We start from the raw sequence: 18,782 nt of genomic DNA, 5'->3' as shown, positions 1-18,782 counted from the left end.
GGGTTTTGATTGGAGCACTTACTTCTTATGAAAGCAGTGGATTTGGCCAAAGCTATCCAGCAACGGCGCACCTTCGCCATTATTTCCCACCCCGATGCCGGGAAGACCACCCTTACGGAAAAGCTGCTGTTGTACGGGGGGGCGATTCAAGAAGCAGGGGCGGTGAAGGCCCGTCGCGCCCAAAAGCGGGTTACCTCCGACTGGATGGAGCTGGAAAGACAACGGGGCATTTCCATTACCTCGACTGTGTTGCAGTTTGACTACCGCAACATTCGCCTCAACTTGCTCGATACTCCCGGCCACCAAGACTTCAGCGAAGACACCTACCGCACCCTGGCGGCGGCTGATAACGCTGTGATGCTAGAAGACGCCGGCAAAGGGCTAGAACCCCAGACCCGCAAGCTGTTTGAAGTCTGTCAACTGCGGAAGTTGCCGATCTTTACCTTCATCAACAAGATGGATCGCCCCAGCCGGGATCCCCTCGAGCTGATGGACGAAATCGAGACGGAGCTGGGCCTCAAGCCCTATCCTGTAACCTGGCCGATTGGCTCAGGGGAGCGCTTCACAGCTTTGTTTGACCGGCGGACTCAGGAGTTTCACTTCTTTGAGCGAGTCTCGGGGGGGCGGCTGCGGGTCAAAGATACCGTCGTTAAACTCGGGGATCCGCAAATTGAAGAACTGATTGAAAAGGATCTCTATTACCAATTTAAAGAAGAGCTGGAGTTATTGGATGGCCTCATGCCCAGCTTGGATCTCAAACAGGTTCATGCTGGCCAGCAAACCCCCGTCTTTTTCGGCAGCGCCATGACCAACTTTGGGGTGGAGCTGTTTCTCAATGCGTTTATCGAGTACTCCCTGCCGCCAATGCCCCACGAGAGCACGGCAGGGCTGATCCCACCCGAACATCCTGAGTTCACCGGCTTTGTCTTTAAGCTGCAGGCCAATATGGATCCCCGCCACCGGGATCGCATTGCTTTTGTACGCATCTGCTCCGGTAAGTTCGAGAAGGACATGGTGGTCAACCATGCCCGCCTCAATCGCCCCATCCGTCTCTCCTATCCCCAAAAATTGTTCGCCCAAGAGCGCATCTCCATCGATGAAGCCTATCCTGGCGATGTCATCGGCCTCAACAACCCCGGCATCTTCAGGATTGGGGATACCATCTACACCGGCCCGAGGTTGCGCTACGCCGGGATCCCCAGCTTTTCGCCGGAGCTATTTGCCTATCTGAAAAATCCCAACCCCTCCAAGTTTAAACAGTTCCAGAAGGGGGTGGCGGAGCTGCGGGAAGAAGGGGCGGTGCAGATTATGTATTCCCTCGACGAGTCGAAACGGGATCCGATCGTGGCGGCAGTGGGCCAGTTGCAGTTTGAGGTGCTGCAGTACCGCCTGGAACACGAATACAATGTTGAAACCCGACTGGAGATGCTGCCCTACACCCTGGCCCGCTGGGTAGAAAACGGCTGGGAAGTCCTCCAGAATTTCCCCAGCCTGTTTAACACCCTCATTGTCAAAGACATTCAAGATAGGCCGGTTCTCCTCTTTAAAAACGAGTGGACCTTGCAGCAATTTATCAGCAGCAACCCCAAAATTAAGCTGAGCAAAATTGCTCCCATCGCGGATCTTGGCCCCGAATCCAAGGACGGCTCCTAAGGCCACTCAGAGCAACCTTCTCCGGGAACCTGCAAGTTCCGCTACCTGACCAAAGCTTTGCTGCTGTCTGGGATCGGGGTTGACATCTTCTCGCTGCCTGGCAATCTCGTTTTTGTAGATCCCAGCAATTTCTTTTTCTTCTTTTTTGGGTCATGCTTGCCAGGTCTTATTTCCAAGGCAAACCCATGGCAGTCGATAAACCGCTTTGCGACCGCTCGTTGTGGGGGCTGGATCCGCAGGCTATTTTTTTGAATCACGGCTCCTACGGCGCGACCCCGAAAACGGTGCTGCAGGCCCAGCGAGCCTGGCAAGAGCGCCTAGAGGCCCAGCCGGTACAGTTTATGGGGGAAGAGCTGCCGCGGGCTTTGCGGGCCGCGGCGGCAGAGCTGGCCCAGTTTGTTGGGGCTGAGCCTGAAAACCTTGTGTTTGTGGAAAATGCCACCGGCGGCGTCAATGCCGTGCTGCGCTCCCTGTCGTTTCGGCCAGGGGATCAGATCGCCTACACCAGCCACAGCTATGGGGCCGTCCGCCAGGCGTTGCGCTATGTCTGTGAACGCTGGGGGGCGGTGCTGGCGGAAGCCCAGGTTCCCTTTCCGATTGCGGGGCCGGAGCAGGTTTTGGCGGCGTTTGCGGCCATTCTCACCCCCCAGACTCGGCTGGCGGTGCTGGATCACCTCACCTCGCCCACGGCTCTGGTCTACCCCTTGGCGGAGCTGATTGGCCTCTGTCGAGAGCGCGGGATCCCAGTCTTGGTGGACGGGGCCCATGCGCCGGGGGTTCTCCCGTTGGAGTTGGAAAGCTTAGGAGCCGATTGGTACACCGGCAACGCCCACAAGTGGCTGTTTGCCCCCAAGGGCTGTGCCTTCCTGTGGGTGGCCCCCCACCGCCAGGCCCAAACCCATCCCCTGGCCATCTCCCACGGCTACGGGCAAGGGTTCACAGCCGAGTTCGACTGGGTGGGCACCCGCGATCCCAGCGCCTGGCTGGCCATCTCGGCAGCCCTGGCCTTTATCCAGGAGCTGGGGGTGGAGAGGCTGCGCCAGCACAACCACACGCTGCTGCTGCAGGCGCGGCAGGTGCTCTTGGAACAATTGGAAGGGATCCCACCTGCCCCGGAGCGGATGCTGGGCTTTATGGCCACCCTGCCCCTGCCACCCTTCTGGCAACAGTGGATCCCGGAGCTGCCTTTGGCGGAGCGGGCCCGCCGCCTGCACGACTACCTCTGGCAGGTGCACCGCATCGAGGTTCCCATCCTTCCCTTTGCCGGGCAGCTTTGGGTGCGCATCTCGGCCCAGGTCTACAACCACCTGGCTGAGTACGAACAGTTGGCGCTAGCCTTGCAGCGGCTGCCGGAGTGATGTGCGCCCTCACCCCCAACCCCTCTCCCTCCGGGAGAGGGGAGATGGAACGGTCTCGCCACCCCCGTCTTGGGTTTGGGTTGCCGGGAAAGTTCGGCTAGAGTCAGATCAGTAGCTGCGTTCACTTCTTGCTCGGATCCTCATGCTCTCTCTGGCTGCCACGCAAGCCCATCTAGGCCCGATCGATCTGGATCGCCTGCTCACGCCTGAGATCCAGCGGCCAGCCCGCTACCTGGGGAAAGAGTTCGGCGCCGCCCACCGCCCCTGGGAGTCGGGGCGGGTGCGGTGGGTGCTGAGCTACCCGGAGCTGTACGAGGTGGGGGCCTCCAACCTGGGCCACCTCATCCTCTACAACATCCTCAACGCCCAGCCAGACCAGTTGTGCGACCGCACCTACCTGCCGGGACCGGATCTGGCGGCCCGGATGCGGCAGTTGCAGATCCCGCTGTTTGCCGTAGAATCGCGCCGCCCCTTGCGCGCTTTCCACATCATCGGCTTCAGCCTGGCCTACGAGCTGGGGGGCACCAACATCTTAGAGATGCTGGATCTGGCCGGGATCCCCCTCAAATGGTGGGAGCGCCAGCCCTTTACCCCGCAAGAGTGTCCCCTGATCTTTGCCGGCGGGCCCACCGCCACCTCCAACCCAGAGCCCTTTGCCGACTTTTTCGATTTCTTTGTCTTCGGGGATGGGGAAGAGGTGCTGCCGGAGATCGGCCAGGTGCTGGCTCAATCTCTAGCCAAGCCCCGCCGCGAGGTGCTCTTGGAGCTGGCCCAGGTGCCGGGGGTGTATGTGCCCCAGTTTTACGAGGGGATCCCGCCCCGCCCCATCGTGCCCGGCGTGCCGGAGCGCATCCGCCGCCGCGTGGCCCTGCCCCAACCGCAGTACTCCATTGGCCTAGTACCGCTGGTGGCAACCGTCCACGACCGCCTGGTCATGGAAGTGCGGCGCGGCTGTACCCGCGGCTGTCGCTTTTGCCAACCCGGCATGCTCACCCGCCCGGCTCGCGATGTGGATCCGCAAGCGGTGGTGGAGGCGGTGGTGCAGGGCCTGCGCAAAACCGGCTACAGCGAATTTTCCCTTTCTTCCCTCAGTTGCTCCGACTACCTCTCCCTGCCGGCGGTGGGGGCCGAGCTGCACAACCGCCTGCTGGGGGAGCACGTCGCCCTCTCGCTGCCCAGCCAGCGGGTGGATCGCTTCGATGAGCAAATTGCCGCCATCATGAAGGGATCCCGCCGCTCGGGGCTGACCTTTGCCCCAGAAGCCGGCACGCAACGGCTGCGGGACATCATCAACAAGGGTCTTAGCGATGTTGACCTCATTCGCGGCATTCGCACCGCCGTCCAGGAGGGCTGGGACAAGATCAAGCTCTATTTCATGATCGGCCTGCCGGGAGAGACTGACGCCGATGTCATTGGGATTGCCCGCACGGTTGAGATGCTGCAGCGAGAATGTGCGGCCTTGGGTCACAAGAAGGTGGAGTTTACCCTCACGGTCTCCAACTTTGTCCCCAAGCCCCACACCCCCTTCCAGTGGCACCGGGTGGACTACGCCGACGTGCAGCGCAAGCAGGCCTTGCTGCAAAAGGAGCTGCGGCGGCTGCGGGGGGTCAAAGCCCACTTCACCGACATCCGCTTCAGCATCCTGGAAGACTTTATTGGCAAGGGGGATCGCTCCCTGGGCCGCATGATCGAGCAGGCCTGGCGGGCCGGCGCCGGCCTGGACGCCTGGTGGGAAAACATCGACGCCGCCTATGCCGCCTGGGTCAAGGCCTACTGCGGCGAAGCGGTGGATCCCAGCGCCGATCCGGTTGCCCTCTGCGCCCATCTCCCCATGCGCGAATTGGGCCTAGAGGATCCCTTGCCCTGGGATCACATCGATACCGGCATCGACAAAAAATGGCTGCAGAAAGACTACCGCCGCGCCCTGGAAGCCATCACGGTGGAAGACTGCTCCTTTGAGAAGTGCTCCGCCTGCGGCATCTGCGGCCCCGGCTTTGGCCACAACATTGTCATCCCGCCCCCGCCCGTCCCACCCCTGCAAAGCCGGCCCACCCCCACCCCAGATCCCCTGGAGCCGCAGCCGCCCGCCCAGCGCTTCCGCATCACCTACGGCAAAACTGGGGATCTGCGCTGGCTGGGCCACCTGGATCTGATGCGGCTGTGGGAACGGGCCTGTCGGCGAGCGGGGCTGCCTCTGGCCTTTAGCGGCGGTTACCACCCCATGCCCCGCCTGGCTAACGCCAACGCCCTGCCCATCGGCCAGGAAGGCTATGGGGAGATCCTCGATCTGGAACTCCTGGCCCGCCCCGGGGCTCCCTTTACCCCGGAGGAGCTGCGCGCCCTGCTGGCCGAGCAACTGCCCCCCGAAATTCCCATCCAGGCCATTCAAGAGATCGGCCTGCGGGATCCCTCGGCTACCGAAGCGGTTTACGCCGCCGAATATCAACTCAGCGTGAGCTGCGAGTTGCCCGAAGCCGACTGGCCGACCTGGGTTACCCAGATCCTGGATGCGCGGGAAATTTGGATTGAAAAATCCACCAAATCCGGCAAACCCTGTCGCTTCAACGCTCGCCCCCTGCTCTACTACCTGGAGTTTCAGGGCCTGGCCCCCGACGGCAGCGCCCGCCTCCTCTACCGCGGCAGTTGCCGCAACGACGGCACTTACCTGCGGCCCAATCAACTCGTGCAAATGGCCGAGTCCTTGGGCTTGCCCCGCTGGACGCTACAGATGGCCAGGCGGCTGCGTCTGCTGTGGCAAGACGGCACCTCCGATCCCGACTGAGGAGCGGCCTCAGGATCGACCGGACAAAAAGGAGACCAAGGCTGGGCTCTGCCCCTGTCTGGAGGGGGGGATCCGACAGGCGCTATGTTGTCTATTGCTGGCTTCTGCCGCTGCGGAGCTTGCCGGGATCAACTTGGCCAAAGGCAGGGCAGGCAGCAGGCAACAGTTTGATCGGATTCTGAAATGGAGACCCAGAAGGATAGCTTGGCGGCCCTGTACTTTAGTTAGTACGGTGCGGAAAAGCCCGCAAGCAACTTCGGTTGCTCGCCAATGGTGCTCAGGGAGTTAGTATACTTGTTGATGAGGCGTACCGTTTCCAGGCGAGCACCTAATCACGGTGAAAAACCCGACCGGTGGCAAGCGCCGAGGAGATGTCAACGTCTCAACCAACCTGATCAGAAAAGGTAAGCAGAACCTTGGAACTTTGCCCCAAGGAACTGTCCAGAGGCGGCTTGACAACGCCTTTACGAGTTCGTCTGTGGACTGCGTAAGAATCCCCCGCTTTCAGGCGGAGGGAGTGTCAACCCTAACTCAGTACCCAGGGCAGGTAACGGGCGCAACAGGGCCCAGTCGATAGGCGGTACAGAGAGGTGTGCCCCTGTGGCCTGGCTCTAGCACTATATTTTTTCTCCTGAGAAGGTGTTTCTTTCCGCGTGCAAACCCTGTCTTTCTGTGGATCTAGGCTGGCACGATTGGGGTTCTGCCACGAACCATCGTCTAATCTCTTCTGGGATGTCTGAGGCGGAGGGGTGTCATCTTGCCTCCTGAGCCTATCCATCAATCCCCATGCAAATCCCACCCAATCCTAAGGATCCGATGAGCTTGGACTCACCTCATCAATGGTGGAGTGGAAGCCCAGCAAATCGGTCATCCTCCGTCAAAGCAGAGCTTAGGGTAATGGACAGCCTCATGATGAATCGATTCTGGCTAAAAAAACTTGAGCGGATCCCGCCAAAAGGACAGCGCCTCGCCGCAAGGAGGGTTCAATCCACAACCGCAGGCCCTGGGGGCGGGGAGGAACGTTAATGCCCAGGCAGATTGTAATTGATGAGCAACACCGCGTCGCTGCTGTTTTTGCCGAAGACCAAGTCCAAGAGCTGATCGTTGCCAGTGGCACCTACCAGGTGGGAGACGTCTACGTCGGGATCGTCGAGAACGTCCTGCCCAGCATCGACGCTGCCTTTGTCAACATTGGCTCCGGCGAACGCAACGGGTTTATTCACGTCAGCGACCTAGGCCCGCTACGCCTCAAGCGCAACCATGCCTCCATCTCGGAGCTGGTTCTGCCACAGCAAAAGGTGCTGGTGCAGGTTATGAAGGAGCCCACCGGCAACAAAGGGCCACGCCTCACCGGCGATCTGGCCTTTCCAGGGCGGTACTTGGTGCTGCGACCCTACGGCAAAGGGGTTCATCTGTCCCGCCGCATCGAGGATCGGGAAGAACGCAATCGCCTCAAGTCGCTGGCTATTTTGATCAAACCCCCCCAGATGGGCCTGTTGGTGCGCACCGAGGCCGAGGGGGTGTCTGAAGAGGCGATGATCGAAGACCTGGAGCAATTGAAAAAGCTCTGGGAGGATATTCAACAGCAGTATCAGGCGGCACGGGGTCCGGGGCTGCTCAGCCGAGATGACGATTTTATCCAGCGAGTGCTGCGGGATGTCTACTCGGAGGACGTCAACCGCATCGTTACCGACTCGCCGGCAGGGGCGAAGCGGGTGCGTAGCTATTTGCAAGGTTGGAACAAGGGCCAGATGCCGCCCGGTGTTGTGGTCGATGCCCACCGCGAACCCACCCCCATCCTGGAGTATTTCCGGGTCAATGCAGTCATCCGGCAGGCGCTGCGACCCCGGGTGGATCTCCCCTCCGGCGGCTACATCGTCATTGAGCCCACCGAAGCCCTGACGGTGATCGATGTCAACTCTGGCTCTTTCACCCAATCGGCCACCTCTCGCGAGACAGTGCTGTGGACCAACTGTGAGGCGGCTACCGAGATTGCCCGTCAACTGAGGCTGCGCAACATTGCCGGCGTGATCGTGGTGGATTTCATCGACATGGATTCCCGCCGCGACCAGTTGCTGGTTTTGGAGCACTTCAACAAGGCCCTCTCCAGCGACAAAGCTCGCCCCCAGGTGGTTCAGTTGTCGGAATTGGGGCTGGTGGAGCTCACCCGCAAGCGGCAGGGGCAAAGCCTTTACGAGATCTTCGGCCACTCTTGTCCTACTTGTGAGGGGCTAGGGATCCTGGCCCGCCTGCCAGGAGCTGAGCCAGGACGGCTGTTGACGGTCGAAAGTGGCCTGCCGGTAACGTTGCCCACTGAGGGGGAGGACGGTTCCAGCCCAAGCCTGCTCCAGGAGGGCGACTCGCAGCGGGCGGGCCTGCGGCTGGGGAGCAATGGGGTGTCGCGAACCGAAGGCCGTGTCTCCCTGAGCCGCTCCCGTACTGCCCCAGAACAGCGACCGGATCTGGAGGAATCGCGAATTGAGGTGGGGCGCAAACGCTCCCGCGACGAGTGGGTGGATCCCCGCGTAGGCCAGCGCCCGGTTTCCCGGAGCGGAGAGGCAGAAGGGGGCAGTCTGGAGGTGCCTGGGGAAGATCTCTTGCAGCCGGCAGGGGGCGGGGCGGAGCAGAAGCGCAAAGAATCCCGGCGTCCCAGCCGGGGAGAAGATGGGGAAGAGCAGGGCTCCCACAGAGACCAGCCTACCGCGGGGCGATCCGCTCGCGCCGGTGGGGTGGAGTCCTCAGAAAGCCGTCCAGCCCGGCAAGCCATTACTGTGGAGATGACCCCCTTGCAACAGCGGGTCTACTCAGAGTTAGGGCTGTCGCCGCTGTTGCTTCTGGATCAGCCACCGCCCTCGGGCCGCGACACGGTGGTTATGGTGGCCCTGCCGGGCACTGTAAAGATGGCCAGCCCGGAAGAGGCGGAGGCCGGTGCAACTTCTGCCAACGGCACGGCGGAGACGGTTGCCCCTGAAGCCGCAGCTTTGCCGGAGCAGGAGCCGGTAAATACTCTTCCCCCGCCAGCACCCTCCGAGCCGCAAACTCCTCCGCCTGTATCATCGATGGCGGAGCCGCCGGCAACGGTGACGCCCCAGGAGGTAGTCATCGACCCGTCTCAGCAATCTCCGGCGGCCTCCAGACGACGGCGCTCCCGCAGCAGCTAGCCGGCCCGCTGAGCCCGGGAGCAAACCTCGCCGTTGGTCGGTTGGCTCGGTCAAGAGGATGGTTGGCTCCGGAGTTGGGGGTGTGGACAAGGTGGTGCAGCCCAGCCTGAAGTGGGAGGGATCCCTGTGGCAACAGGGGATGCGGCGGGTGGCAGGCGTGGATGAGGTGGGGCGGGGGGCCCTGGCGGGGCCGGTGGTGGCGGCGGCGGTGATTTTGCCGGCCCATCTGGATCCGGAGGCGCTGTCAGGGGTGAGAGACTGCAAACAACTGCGCCCGCCGCAGCGCGCCCACTGGGCGGAGCGGATTGCCCAAGTAGCCCTGGCCGTAGGCATTGGCAGCGCCTCTGCCGCCGAGATCGACCAGCTCAACATTCGCCAGGCCACGCTGCTGGCCATGCAACGAGCTCTGGCGCAGGTGGGGGAAGTGGAGCACATCCTGCTGGATGGGTTGCCGTTGGCAGAGCTGGGATCCCGGCAGACGGCCCTGGTCAAAGGGGATCAGCTTAGCCTCTCCATCGCCGCCGCTTCCATCGTGGCCAAAGTCTGGCGGGATACCCTGATGCAGAGCTGGGATCACCAGTACCCCGGCTACGGCTGGCGCACCAACGTCGGCTATGGCACGCAGGAGCACCGACTGGCGCTGCAGCGCTTGGGGCCAAGCCCCCAGCACCGCCGTAGCTTTGCCCCCCTGCGAGACTTGCAGGCAGGCGAAATTGGAGGGTAGGATAGAGTCCACGTACTGCCCACGTAGCTCAGCGGACTAGAGCACTGGGTTCCGGTCCCAGGGGTCGGAGGTTCGAATCCTTTCGTGGGCGTTTCTTCCAGAAGCAGACAGCGAAGGAGCATGACTCTAGTCAATAATAAGCTCAACTATACTGAAAATAATGTATAATATGTTCAGTACGGATTACTACCAGTTGATCTTTCTGTTTACTTTCGAGTCTGCCAACATGGTAGCCAAAGCAAAGCAGAAAATTGGTAGTAAGACGACACGGAAACTGCGCTTTGGGTATTCTACTCAAAGCTTTGCGGGATACCGCCATTCTGTTTGGACTCCGTCCCGCTAACGCGAATGGAAACAAGCAGAATGCTATCGCTGCATAGTTGAACAGTGATGTTCAGCAGTGTTCAGCGTAAATGTATCAGCACTTCTCTCAGCAGGATCTGGATCTAAGCCTTAGCTAGGGGCTCGCAGTGGGTTCTGGTAGCACATAAACGGACTCCACCTGGCCTCCTGCTGCTGGCACGGCCTGGATGGTGCCTTTTTCGATGTGATAGACGACTTTTTCTGCTTGCAACTGATTTTCCCCTTGGCGGATGGTGACCTGGCCCTCCAGCTCGATCCGCTGCTCCCGGCTGTAGTACACCGCTCTCTGGGCGCGGGCCGTGAGGCGCTCGGCGGGAAAGCTGAGGGTGACATTGCCGGTGGCTACAAACACCCCCGTGTTGGCATTGGCCTCCTGGACATCGGCGCTGATGCTGAGGGCACGCGGGTTTTGCCCCCAAGCCAGGCTGGGGATTGCCAGCAGCAGCGCCACCCCCACCGCCCAGGCTACCCCCCTTAGCTGGCACCTGTTTTTCTGCTCAAGGTCGATCCCGACCGCCATGCGCATCACCCCAATCAAACCACCCCACCTGCCAGTCTAGCCCGGGATCCCTGGCCCCGCTGGCGGGGCAGCGCGTTAGTCCTTACCATTTCCTCCCTTGGGCAGGCCTTGGGCCAGTTGCTTTTCCAGCTCGCTGACCCGCTGCAGTAACTGGCGGTTGGTTTCCAGCAGCTCGCGGGCTTGGCTGCTGAGATAGGGATCCGATTCCCACCAGTTGATCCCAATCTCCTTGGCCTTGTCCACCGAAGCGATCAGCAGCCGAATGCGCACATTGAGCAGCTCCACATTGCCCACCGAAACGGTGATATCCCCGGCGATGACAATCCCCTTGTCCAAAACCCGCTCCAAGACATCGGCCAGAGAGGAGCCATGCGTTGCCGTGGCCAGGGGTTGAGAGGTAATAGGCACAGAGAATTTCCCTCCAAAGTGTGCGAAAGCATACAAATATCAGCCGGGCAGTTGATCCAGCAAATAGTTGAGCACCTGGGCTCCTTCCTCGTAGCGCTTGCCGGCCCTGGGCAACAGCACGTCGGCGCACAGAGCGCGAAAATCGGCATTGTCCTTGCTCACCGCCAGCTCGTGCTCCTTGACAATGCGTCCGATCATCAGACAACTGCGCAGGCTGGGGTGGCGGGTCAGATCCAATTTGCGGCGAAAAGCGCGGACGATGTGGACGATCTTGAGCGCATCAGGGGCAGAGAGACCGATGCGCGCGGTGAGGATCTCCTTTTCGGTCTCGATATCCGGCTCGCCGATATCGATGGTGATCATCCGATCCAGCAGCGCATCCTGGGCCTTGTGAACTCCGGTGTATTCCTCTGGGTTGGAGGTGAAGATGGCCCGGAACTGGGGATGCACCCGCAGATACTCCGAGCGGTTGCTGTCCGGCGGCAACACCAGCAGCCTCTCTTCCAAAGCGCTCAGGAGGGCGTTGTTGGCCTCCGGGCGGGAGCGGTTGAACTCGTCGTAGATGAGGGTGAACCCCTCGCGGCAGGCCAAGGTGAGGCGGGCATCCACCCAGCGCTGCTGCACATCCTCCTCCGTCTTCACCACCGAGTGGATAAAGTTGTCCACCACCCGCCGATGGGTAAAGCCGGTGCGCCCCCCGATCAGGTCGGAAGAATCGAAGCGATCGTCGCCGTAGATCAGCATGATGGGACGGCCCAGCAGGCTAGCCAGATGCATCGCCAGGGTAGTCTTGCCCGTGCCCGAAGGGCCCCGCAGATGCACCGCAAAACCCGATTGCAGATAGCGCAAAGCGCGGCGGGTAATCCGCTCGATGTAAGGAGTGTTTACGAACTGGCGGGGACGCGCCTGCAGAACCGTGGCCATAGCAATACCCAACTCTCAATTGCCTTGACGCTCTTGCCTCGACTATAGCGGCAACGGTCTTCTTGCGCTCACAGGTGTTAGGCCGGGATCAGATGGCAACCGTCGCTGACACCATACGCCGCAAGGTGGCCAGGATCTCGGAGGGATCCACCCCCAGATCCACCGCACCGCGGGCCAGCAGATCCCGCACCCGCTCCCGATCCCCGATCACCTGCAGCAAAGTTAGATCGGGAGCCTGCGCTTGCAGGTTGGTTACATAGTTGTTGACGTAGGCCATGATGCGATCCGAACTTGCCTCCTGCGGGGGCGCGGGCCGAACTGGAGCAGGTTCAGGTGGTGGCGGAGTCACCACAGGCTGAGGGGGAGGAGGAGCCGCCTCTTCTGAGACCGCAACCACAGGCTTTGGCAGGGAAACCTCAGCCGAAACCGTTTTCGAGGCATTGGCCGAGCTCTCAGACTTTTCACCTTCCAAGCCCTCAGAAGGGATGATGGGTTGGGCCTCTGGGATCCCATTCCCCCAGACCTGCTCGTGCAACGCCCTGCGGAAAGCCGCCAAAGCTTGCCGCAGAGCCTGGGCCTCTGCCCGCTGATCCTGAGCGACCTGAGCCAGCTCCTGCCGCGCGAGCTGCTGCAAAGCCTGTACCCGCTGCCGCAACTCAGCATAAAAAGACTGGCGAGCTTGTCGAGTTTGGCCGGCCATGGTCTGCCGGGCCTGTGCACAGGTGCTCAGCAATCTCCCCACCGTCGCTGTCAAGTTGGCTTGAAAAGTCTGCAGCTCCTGCTGCTGGGCCTGCGATTGGGCGGCTCGCTCTTGAGCCATGCGGGAGAGAAGCTCCGCCACCGCTTTGACCCGCTGGGCCACAGCCTCCATGCGAGAATGCTCGTCCAAGGCCCGCTGCGCCGCCCGGCTCTGGTTGAAGCTCTTCAGTTGCCTACGGGTTTGCTCCCTCTGTTGCCGGATTGCCTCTTGTCGTTCCCGGCGGCGTTGCTCCAGCTCGGCTATCAGAGCTCGGTGCTGCTCCAGACGCTGCTGCCGGGATTGACTGAACAAACTTTGATTCTGGGCCACCCGTTGGTTGTGGGCCATGGCCCACTGTTCCCGCAAACTCATGGCGCTCCCTCTCTCCTGTTGGTTTTTACTTTGACACTCCCACCGCCTAAAGGCGGGGGATTCTTACGCAGTCCACAAAAGAACCCGTAATGGCGTTGTCAAAGCGCCTCTAGACAGTTCCTTCACGCAAAGCCCCAAGGTTCTGCTGACTTTCTTAAGCAGGTTGGCGGCAGCATTTGCCTCAGCGTTGACCAACCACCCCTTTGCCGTTTGGTACAGGCCCCGCTTGACACGCTTTCCAGAGGGTCTCCACCCGTCGGGTTTTTCACCATAACTAGGTAGCCCATCTCCATCTAGGAAGCTTGCCTGCGAGCTGTACGCCTCCTCTACCTCAATAAATTCAATGCCATAATGCTGACTACCCTTTTGTGTGGGTCAGGGGCACTACGGCCTTTTTCCCTTCTCCCAGATAGCTGGCTTCGGCACTTGCGTGGCAATGCAAACCGGCAGGCCGCACAAGTCCTCCACCTGGGAGCGGGAATAGCCGGGCTGTTGGTCGGTCAAAGTTGGCCAGAACTGAGCAAAGCGAGGCAGAGACTCTACCCTGGTCCCTGCCTCACTAGCCACCTGCTTCGACAGGACTGCCAAGCCATAGCGGCTGCGGGAGGCAGCTGCCGCCTCTTTACAAGTGGCTGAAGACGGCCAGACTTAGACGGCAGGGGCAGCAGCAGTAGCCGTCAGGCCCACCGCCTCGGCGTATTTCAGGTAGGTTTCCACCGAAGCCACGACAACGCGAGCTTCAATGGCCAACAGCTCGATCCCCACCAGAGAAACCCGCACCCAGGCATCGACCACGATCCCTTTGTCCAAAATGCGGTCGATCACTTCGGCCAGGCTGGAAGAAGAGTTCACTTTCTCAACTGCCATGACGATCTCTCCTGCACTGATGATGGTTGGATGGTTGAAGACGAATCGGCGGCAAAATTGCAGGTTGGAAGGGATCCTAACCTTGGATCGGCCCCCTGGGGTAACACCCGCCCCTTGTATCACCCCAGCCCCATTGTGCTGGCTTTTTTCGGGGAGAACACCCGTAGATTCGCTTAAAAAACGTGACGGGCTGACAAGAGTCGCCGTCTCCTCCGAGCGCCACCCCGCCTTCATAGTACCCGCTGGTAGAGAAAATGGGTCAAAGGGTGAGAGCGTCCCGGGGAGAGGCCCTCAAGTCAGGGTGCGGGCCGGCAGGGATCCCCTATACTGAGAGCAGTGCGCTTGCCGACATGCCGTCCTTCCGCTGGCCAAGAGGGCTGCTGTGACCGAGTTCAACACCGGGATCCCAAGCGTGCGTCGCCTGCAGCGGGTGATCCGGGATCGGGAAATCGTTGAGGTTAAGCTCAATACCGGCGATGTCTTCGTCGGCCAGTTGCGCTGGCAGGATCCCGACTGCCTTTGTTTGGCCGACGCTGAGGGACAAGAATCGCTGCTGTGGCGCTCCGCCATCGCCTTCGTCAAAGTCAGACCTCCCTCCTAAACCCAAACCCCTGCAGCCCTTGGCCGTCGCTGGCTTCCCGGCGGCAAGGGTTTCTTTGGCGCACCTATCGACAGCTCTGGCCAAAGCCCCCGGCGAAAAGGCTATGATTCAGCAAGAAGTGTGAAAAAATTTACCCTCCTCCCCTCTAGCCATGTCAACCGGCCCCATCGAGCTTGCCCTGCAACCTGTCGCCCAGCGGCATAACCACTACAGCCGCGAGGATTTTTTTCGCTTCGACCGCTCCCAGGGATCCCTAGTAGACTGGACGGGCGCGCGCAACGTCTTGGTAAGCGAGGATTTTATCCTAGGTTTGCAACAGGGCCTGGAAGAAGAAGTGGGGGATGCCTCGGCCTCCTTGATGTACACCATTGGCCGCGAGTGGGGCCGCAACGATGCAATCCACTTCTCCCACTGGTTTGAGGAAGAGTATCGGCGCAAACCCAAGCAGAGCCACCTGATGTTCCTCTTGGAAACCTGGTGGTGGCCCTTGACCTCGCAAGGCTGGGGGCGCTGGGAGGTGGAGACCGAGAGCCGGCGGCAGGGGTTTATTTTTATCAACCTCTTTGACTCCGCCGTGGCCCGCACCCTGGGGGATGTGGGCAAGCCGGTTTGCCATCTCTACGCTGGCTTATTTGCCGGGTTTTTCAGCGCCATGGTGGAACGGCAGCTCAACTGCATCGAGATCCAGTGCTACTCCATGGGAGAAAGCTACTGTAAGTTTTTGCTCGGCAGCAAAGATCGCATCGATGCGGCTGCCTTTTGGCTCAACGAAGGGGCCAGCGCCAGCGAAATTGCCCAAAAGTTGCGCTCCGGTCAAGGAGTGACCAAGCCATGACAGCAGAGGTTTTTCTGGAAGAATCGGTGCAGAGCTTTTTTGCTCGCCTGAATTGGGATAACCGCCCTCTGCAAGACCCCTCGCTGCCCATGCCTTTTGTACGGGTGCGAGAGCATTTTGCCTCCATCCCCTGGACGGGGGATCCCCTGGCTTTGGCGGCCCGTTCCTTGGGATCCCTCTCGGCAGCGCTGCCGCCCCAGCCTGAAGAGGAACCGATTACTTTGGCCGATTTATTCAGCCTGTTTTGAACGCCGACACCCGCTGAGCACCCACCAACACTTTGGAGAAGTGAGATGGTGAGCCCACTGGAGCAGATGCTAATTGAGGCCGAGGCCCGCTACCTCACGCCGGAGCAACTGGAGCAGCTCAAAGCCTATGTGCTCGGCTGGCCAAAGCGGCTGCACGTGTACCGGGTCGTACGGGAAGGGGAGAGCCAGATGGTGAGCCGCACCCTAGACACCCTTCAAAAGGAGATGCCCAATCTTTCTCCGCAAACGGTAAACCTGTGCCGGCGGCACCTGCTCCTGTTGCTGCGTCAGAGCGCCCTGGCCATGTTGCTGCAGGACGAAAACCTCTTGAAGGAGCGGCTGATCGAGTGGATGGAAGAGGAGGTGCGCCTGTACGAGCTGCAGAGCGTTTATGAGGTAGTCCATCGGACTTTTCAGCAAGAGCTTAGGGATCACCTAACTCCCGGCGAACTGGAGTTCATCCGCCCCTGGATCACCCAAGTGCAGGCAGCTTTGCTCTCTTTAAACGGCCTCAAATCCGCCTAGAACCTTCCCCACCGCCTTTTGGTAACTTACCGATACTGATAACCCAGGGATCCCCTATGGCCAGCACCCCCCCCATCCCCAGCAGCCTCGCCGACTTTGACCCCTACACGCCTGTTTTGGCCAACTATTACGCGCCCAGCGCCTATCTGCAAGGCGATCTGGAGTCCGGTTTGCTGGAAAGTCGCCACGGCGACCGGCTCTTGGCCCTTCCAGAAGCATTGCTACGAGGCATCTACACCGGCTTGGAATACGAGACAGGGCAGGCCGCCCGCCTGGTATTGCGCAACTGTGGCCGTATGTGGGGCAAAGAGTTTTTCCGCCGCTTTGCCCAGGAGCTCTCCGACTACTACCAGAAGCCTTTGTCCGAGCTGGAGATGGGGCTCTTTTTACAAAATCTCAAACAAGCCTGGAAGACCCACGGCTGGGGGCTGATCGACATCGACTGGACCTACAAAAATCAGGGGGTGCTGGTGGTGTCGATCCGCAACTCTCCCTTTGCCGCTGCCACACCCCCCCACTTCAAGCGCCCGATGGGCTTTTTGGAGGCAGGGCTGTTGGCCACCTGGTTTAGCCAGCTGACCGGCCAGGATCTGGGCTGTGTGCAAACCACCAGCGAGGCTTTGGGAGCGAAGAGCAACTTGTTTATCTTGACCGCTGCCGCCCGCCTCAAGGAAGGAGAGGCCTGGGTGGACTCCGGCCTCAGCCACGACCAGATCCTGGAGAAGTTGTTACAGCCCGCCCCGTAACCAGATCCAGCAGCGGGATGGGATCCCGTCGGGACGAGTCTGTATAATTCTCTGGAAGCAGGACGAGCTCAAGCGCTTGAGGGTGTAGCCATTGGGGTGGCGGGTCAGAGCAATCCGAGGGGCCATCACCGTTCCGGCAAACACTGCCGAGGCCATTGGCGCTGCGGTGAACGAGCTACTGGACGCCCTGGAACATCGCAACGCCATCAATCCGGCGGAGTTGGTGAGCGTCATTTTCTCCGTTACCCCCGATCTCAACGCGGCCTTTCCTGCCCAATTTGCCCGCCGCCGCCCCGGCTGGGAGTTGGTGCCTCTGTTGGACGTGCAACAAATGGACGTCAACGGCGCTCTGCCCCGTTGTATCCGCGTTTTGATCCAACTGAACACCCCGCTGGCCCAGGCTGAGATGCACCACGTCTATCTGCGAGGTGCCCGCGAGCTACGGCCTGATCTCAGCCCAGTTTAGGAGGATAGCTTCTCGCGCAGCCGAGCCTCCCACTGTTGCAGTTGCTCCTGGAGAGCGGCCATCTCCGCTTCGCGACGGCTCAGCTCTTGACTTTGCCGGGTCAAAGATTGACGCCAGCTTTCGATCTCCGCCAGGTCGGCCAGGCTGCGGGCCTGCGAGAGGCTGTGCAACATCTCCACCAACTTCATCGCCGCCTCTTCCACCCGCTGCACCTGCCGATTTTCCGCAAGCTCAACCAGCAGCAATACCCCCACGTTGTAGGAGGCTGCCTCCTTAGAGGTAACCCGTTCTGGCTGGCGAAGCGGCGCCCAAACCCCACCCTCGGCTTGCTGGGCCAAGAGCTGCAGCTCCGCCTGGCCAAAAAGACTTTTCTTGTCTACCCGCGCCAGATACAGCATGAAGCCTACTGGAATGTACAGGCCATCCTAGCACCGATCCCCTTCCTTTGAGGGATCCTGCCCTAAAACCGGGATGGTTGTCCCTGGGAGGATCGATGTTAAGATCGGCTGCGAAATGGGTAAGGCCTGACGCCTTCCTGTTTTCAGCAGTTTAGGGATCCCTGGCATGTTTCTCACCCAAAGCCCCTATTTTTTGATGGCAGCGCTGGTGGCAATTGCCAGTGGGGCCATCTTTGCGGTTCGGTTCATCAAGCGAGAGGCTTCCGCAGAGTCGGATGTGATTTTCGCCACGATGGGCCTGATCTATTCCATCAGTTTGCTTCTGGAGGGTCAGCGGCTCATCCCGTTGCTGTTTTTTGCCCAGGTGCTGCTGGCGGTGATAGCTGGCTGGTTTGCCTTCGAAACCTTCCGATTGCGGATCCTCTTGAACGAAAAGGTACGGCAGGGGGGTGGAGTGCGTCCGGTCGTGGGGCCCCGGGGCTTTAGCCGCACCTATCCACCCGATGGCTATGCCCAGACGCGCAGCGTTTCCACGCGGCCTAGCGGATCCCGCATTCGCGACACCTCCTCCGCCAGCCGCTCCATTCCTGAACGCAGCGAGGAGCCAGCTCGTCGCCCGCGGCCCCAACTGACCAGCGATACCCGTGTGCGCCCCCGCCCTCGCCCGGCAGCGGAGGAGTATTACGAGGAGCAAGAGACCCGCTTCCGTCGGAACACCGAGGACGATGAGCCGGATCCCTCTCGCCGCTCGGCTGCCGAGGACTATCCCGAGGATGTGCAGGAAGAACGAGGCACAGTCACCCGCCGTCGTCCCCCCCGTCTGCCTCAAGACCAGGGTGAGAGCTACGTTGAGGAAAAACCTCGTCGTCCTTCCCGCCGTGTTGTCGAGGTGGAATCGGTGGAAGTGCAAGAGGCGGAGCCAGACGAGTACGAAGATGATTTGTTCTGACCTCACCCTCAAGCCGTCCTGGCCTGAGGGCTGCTCCTGCTGAGGCAACTGATACATTTACGCTGAACACTGCTGAGCATTACTGCTCAGCGGTGAAGCGATAGCATTCTGTCCGTTTCCGTTGTCACTACGCGATGCTGACG

Annotated in this window: 18 protein-coding genes and 1 tRNA gene; 13 read left to right on the top strand and 6 right to left on the bottom strand. The window is 60.6% G+C overall.

All coding sequences use genetic code 11. The annotated features are described in order from the left end of the window. Window positions 1–27 precede the first annotated feature (27 nt). From ACVWXC_RS08185 to ACVWXC_RS08160, 6 genes are all read left to right on the top strand, one after another. The gene (locus tag ACVWXC_RS08185; protein WP_099812341.1) at window positions 28–1,653 is read left to right on the top strand and encodes a peptide chain release factor 3; all 1,626 of its coding nucleotides are present in this window, start codon (window positions 28–30) and stop codon (window positions 1,651–1,653) included. A 185-nt stretch (window positions 1,654–1,838) separates the two neighbouring features. Then, window positions 1,839–3,011, top strand: a complete 1,173-nt coding sequence (locus tag ACVWXC_RS08180) for an aminotransferase class V-fold PLP-dependent enzyme (protein WP_041438899.1) — start codon at window positions 1,839–1,841, stop codon at window positions 3,009–3,011. 142 nt (window positions 3,012–3,153) lie between these two features. Further along, a complete protein-coding gene (locus ACVWXC_RS08175; RefSeq protein WP_457392054.1) occupies window positions 3,154–5,793 on the top strand; it encodes a TIGR03960 family B12-binding radical SAM protein in 2,640 nt (879 codons plus the stop codon). A 1,025-nt stretch (window positions 5,794–6,818) separates the two neighbouring features. After that, window positions 6,819–8,954 (top strand): Rne/Rng family ribonuclease, encoded by a 2,136-nt coding sequence (locus ACVWXC_RS08170; RefSeq protein WP_414388410.1) that lies wholly within the window; start codon window positions 6,819–6,821, stop codon window positions 8,952–8,954. A gap of 58 nt (window positions 8,955–9,012) precedes the next feature. Next, window positions 9,013–9,678, top strand: a complete 666-nt coding sequence (locus ACVWXC_RS08165; protein ID WP_011429711.1) for a ribonuclease HII — start codon at window positions 9,013–9,015, stop codon at window positions 9,676–9,678. A 17-nt stretch (window positions 9,679–9,695) separates the two neighbouring features. Then, window positions 9,696–9,769 (top strand) — tRNA-Arg (locus ACVWXC_RS08160). A 366-nt stretch (window positions 9,770–10,135) separates the two neighbouring features. Here ACVWXC_RS08160 and ACVWXC_RS08155 read toward each other — a convergent pair. From ACVWXC_RS08155 to gvpA, 5 genes are all read right to left on the bottom strand, one after another. Further along, window positions 10,136–10,567 (bottom strand): LptA/OstA family protein, encoded by a 432-nt coding sequence (locus ACVWXC_RS08155; RefSeq protein WP_457392057.1) that lies wholly within the window; start codon window positions 10,565–10,567, stop codon window positions 10,136–10,138. Between the two features lie 69 nt (window positions 10,568–10,636). Further along, a complete protein-coding gene (locus ACVWXC_RS08150; protein WP_011429713.1) occupies window positions 10,637–10,969 on the bottom strand; it encodes a gas vesicle protein in 333 nt (110 codons plus the stop codon). A gap of 39 nt (window positions 10,970–11,008) precedes the next feature. Further along, window positions 11,009–11,893: a gas vesicle protein GvpN gene (gene gvpN, locus ACVWXC_RS08145; RefSeq protein WP_011429714.1), complete on the bottom strand. Its 885-nt coding sequence runs from the start codon at window positions 11,891–11,893 to the stop codon at window positions 11,009–11,011. 88 nt (window positions 11,894–11,981) lie between these two features. Beyond that, entirely contained in the window at window positions 11,982–13,004 is a 1,023-nt protein-coding gene (gene gvpC, locus ACVWXC_RS08140) for a gas vesicle protein GvpC (protein WP_099812338.1), read from the bottom strand. 648 nt (window positions 13,005–13,652) lie between these two features. After that, on the bottom strand, window positions 13,653–13,871 hold the full coding sequence (gene gvpA, locus ACVWXC_RS08135; protein ID WP_011429717.1) for a gas vesicle structural protein GvpA: 219 nt from the start codon (window positions 13,869–13,871) through the stop codon (window positions 13,653–13,655). A 382-nt stretch (window positions 13,872–14,253) separates the two neighbouring features. On the opposite strand from gvpA, the gene ACVWXC_RS08130 reads away from it, so the two are divergent. The 6 genes from ACVWXC_RS08130 (at window position 14,254) to aroH (ending at window position 17,292) form a co-directional block, all read left to right on the top strand. After that, window positions 14,254–14,472 carry an Hfq-related RNA-binding protein gene (locus ACVWXC_RS08130; RefSeq protein ID WP_011429718.1) on the top strand — a complete coding sequence of 73 codons (219 nt, stop codon included), beginning with the start codon at window positions 14,254–14,256 and terminating at the stop codon, window positions 14,470–14,472. Between the two features lie 151 nt (window positions 14,473–14,623). After that, window positions 14,624–15,307, top strand: coding sequence for a V4R domain-containing protein (locus tag ACVWXC_RS08125; protein ID WP_011429719.1), 684 nt, complete (start codon window positions 14,624–14,626; stop codon window positions 15,305–15,307). Beyond that, on the top strand, window positions 15,304–15,555 hold the full coding sequence (locus ACVWXC_RS08120; RefSeq protein ID WP_011429720.1) for a hypothetical protein: 252 nt from the start codon (window positions 15,304–15,306) through the stop codon (window positions 15,553–15,555). Before ACVWXC_RS08125 ends, ACVWXC_RS08120 begins: the two co-directional genes overlap by 4 nt. Window positions 15,556–15,600: 45 nt before the next feature. Then, window positions 15,601–16,080, top strand: a complete 480-nt coding sequence (locus ACVWXC_RS08115) for a globin family protein (RefSeq protein ID WP_011429721.1) — start codon at window positions 15,601–15,603, stop codon at window positions 16,078–16,080. Between the two features lie 56 nt (window positions 16,081–16,136). Continuing rightward, window positions 16,137–16,826 (top strand): V4R domain-containing protein, encoded by a 690-nt coding sequence (locus ACVWXC_RS08110; RefSeq protein WP_011429722.1) that lies wholly within the window; start codon window positions 16,137–16,139, stop codon window positions 16,824–16,826. A gap of 91 nt (window positions 16,827–16,917) precedes the next feature. After that, complete coding sequence (gene aroH / locus ACVWXC_RS08105) at window positions 16,918–17,292, top strand: chorismate mutase (RefSeq protein WP_011429723.1); 375 nt, start codon at window positions 16,918–16,920, stop codon at window positions 17,290–17,292. Here aroH and ACVWXC_RS08100 read toward each other — a convergent pair. Continuing rightward, the gene (locus tag ACVWXC_RS08100; protein WP_011429724.1) at window positions 17,289–17,690 is read right to left on the bottom strand and encodes a hypothetical protein; all 402 of its coding nucleotides are present in this window, start codon (window positions 17,688–17,690) and stop codon (window positions 17,289–17,291) included. The genes aroH and ACVWXC_RS08100 overlap by 4 nt on opposite strands. Window positions 17,691–17,856: 166 nt before the next feature. Between ACVWXC_RS08100 and ACVWXC_RS08095 the strand changes: the two genes are divergently transcribed. Further along, window positions 17,857–18,639 carry a Ycf66 family protein gene (locus ACVWXC_RS08095; protein ID WP_457392065.1) on the top strand — a complete coding sequence of 261 codons (783 nt, stop codon included), beginning with the start codon at window positions 17,857–17,859 and terminating at the stop codon, window positions 18,637–18,639. Window positions 18,640–18,782 lie beyond the last annotated feature (143 nt).

Source organism: Thermostichus sp. OS-CIW-20, assembly GCF_054061455.1.
The sequence above is the reverse complement of the archived record's forward strand: the minus strand, read 5'-3'. Positions and strand labels throughout refer to the sequence as shown.

What these genes read in the sequence shown, in the direction of transcription:
- ACVWXC_RS08095 (WP_457392065.1), top strand. Translation starts at nt 17,857, where the DNA reads ATGTTTCTCACCCAAAGCCCCTATTTTTTGATGGCAGCGCTGGTGGCA.
- gvpC (WP_099812338.1), bottom strand. Translation starts at nt 13,004, where the DNA reads ATGAGTTTGCGGGAACAGTGGGCCATGGCCCACAACCAACGGGTGGCC.
- ACVWXC_RS08155 (WP_457392057.1), bottom strand. Translation starts at nt 10,567, where the DNA reads ATGCGCATGGCGGTCGGGATCGACCTTGAGCAGAAAAACAGGTGCCAG.
- ACVWXC_RS08120 (WP_011429720.1), top strand. Translation starts at nt 15,304, where the DNA reads ATGACAGCAGAGGTTTTTCTGGAAGAATCGGTGCAGAGCTTTTTTGCT.
- ACVWXC_RS08180 (WP_041438899.1), top strand. Translation starts at nt 1,839, where the DNA reads ATGGCAGTCGATAAACCGCTTTGCGACCGCTCGTTGTGGGGGCTGGAT.
- ACVWXC_RS08100 (WP_011429724.1), bottom strand. Translation starts at nt 17,690, where the DNA reads ATGCTGTATCTGGCGCGGGTAGACAAGAAAAGTCTTTTTGGCCAGGCG.
- gvpN (WP_011429714.1), bottom strand. Translation starts at nt 11,893, where the DNA reads ATGGCCACGGTTCTGCAGGCGCGTCCCCGCCAGTTCGTAAACACTCCT.
- ACVWXC_RS08110 (WP_011429722.1), top strand. Translation starts at nt 16,137, where the DNA reads ATGGCCAGCACCCCCCCCATCCCCAGCAGCCTCGCCGACTTTGACCCC.
- ACVWXC_RS08170 (WP_414388410.1), top strand. Translation starts at nt 6,819, where the DNA reads ATGCCCAGGCAGATTGTAATTGATGAGCAACACCGCGTCGCTGCTGTT.
- ACVWXC_RS08165 (WP_011429711.1), top strand. Translation starts at nt 9,013, where the DNA reads ATGGTTGGCTCCGGAGTTGGGGGTGTGGACAAGGTGGTGCAGCCCAGC.
- ACVWXC_RS08125 (WP_011429719.1), top strand. Translation starts at nt 14,624, where the DNA reads ATGTCAACCGGCCCCATCGAGCTTGCCCTGCAACCTGTCGCCCAGCGG.
- ACVWXC_RS08185 (WP_099812341.1), top strand. Translation starts at nt 28, where the DNA reads ATGAAAGCAGTGGATTTGGCCAAAGCTATCCAGCAACGGCGCACCTTC.
- ACVWXC_RS08115 (WP_011429721.1), top strand. Translation starts at nt 15,601, where the DNA reads ATGGTGAGCCCACTGGAGCAGATGCTAATTGAGGCCGAGGCCCGCTAC.
- ACVWXC_RS08175 (WP_457392054.1), top strand. Translation starts at nt 3,154, where the DNA reads ATGCTCTCTCTGGCTGCCACGCAAGCCCATCTAGGCCCGATCGATCTG.
- gvpA (WP_011429717.1), bottom strand. Translation starts at nt 13,871, where the DNA reads ATGGCAGTTGAGAAAGTGAACTCTTCTTCCAGCCTGGCCGAAGTGATC.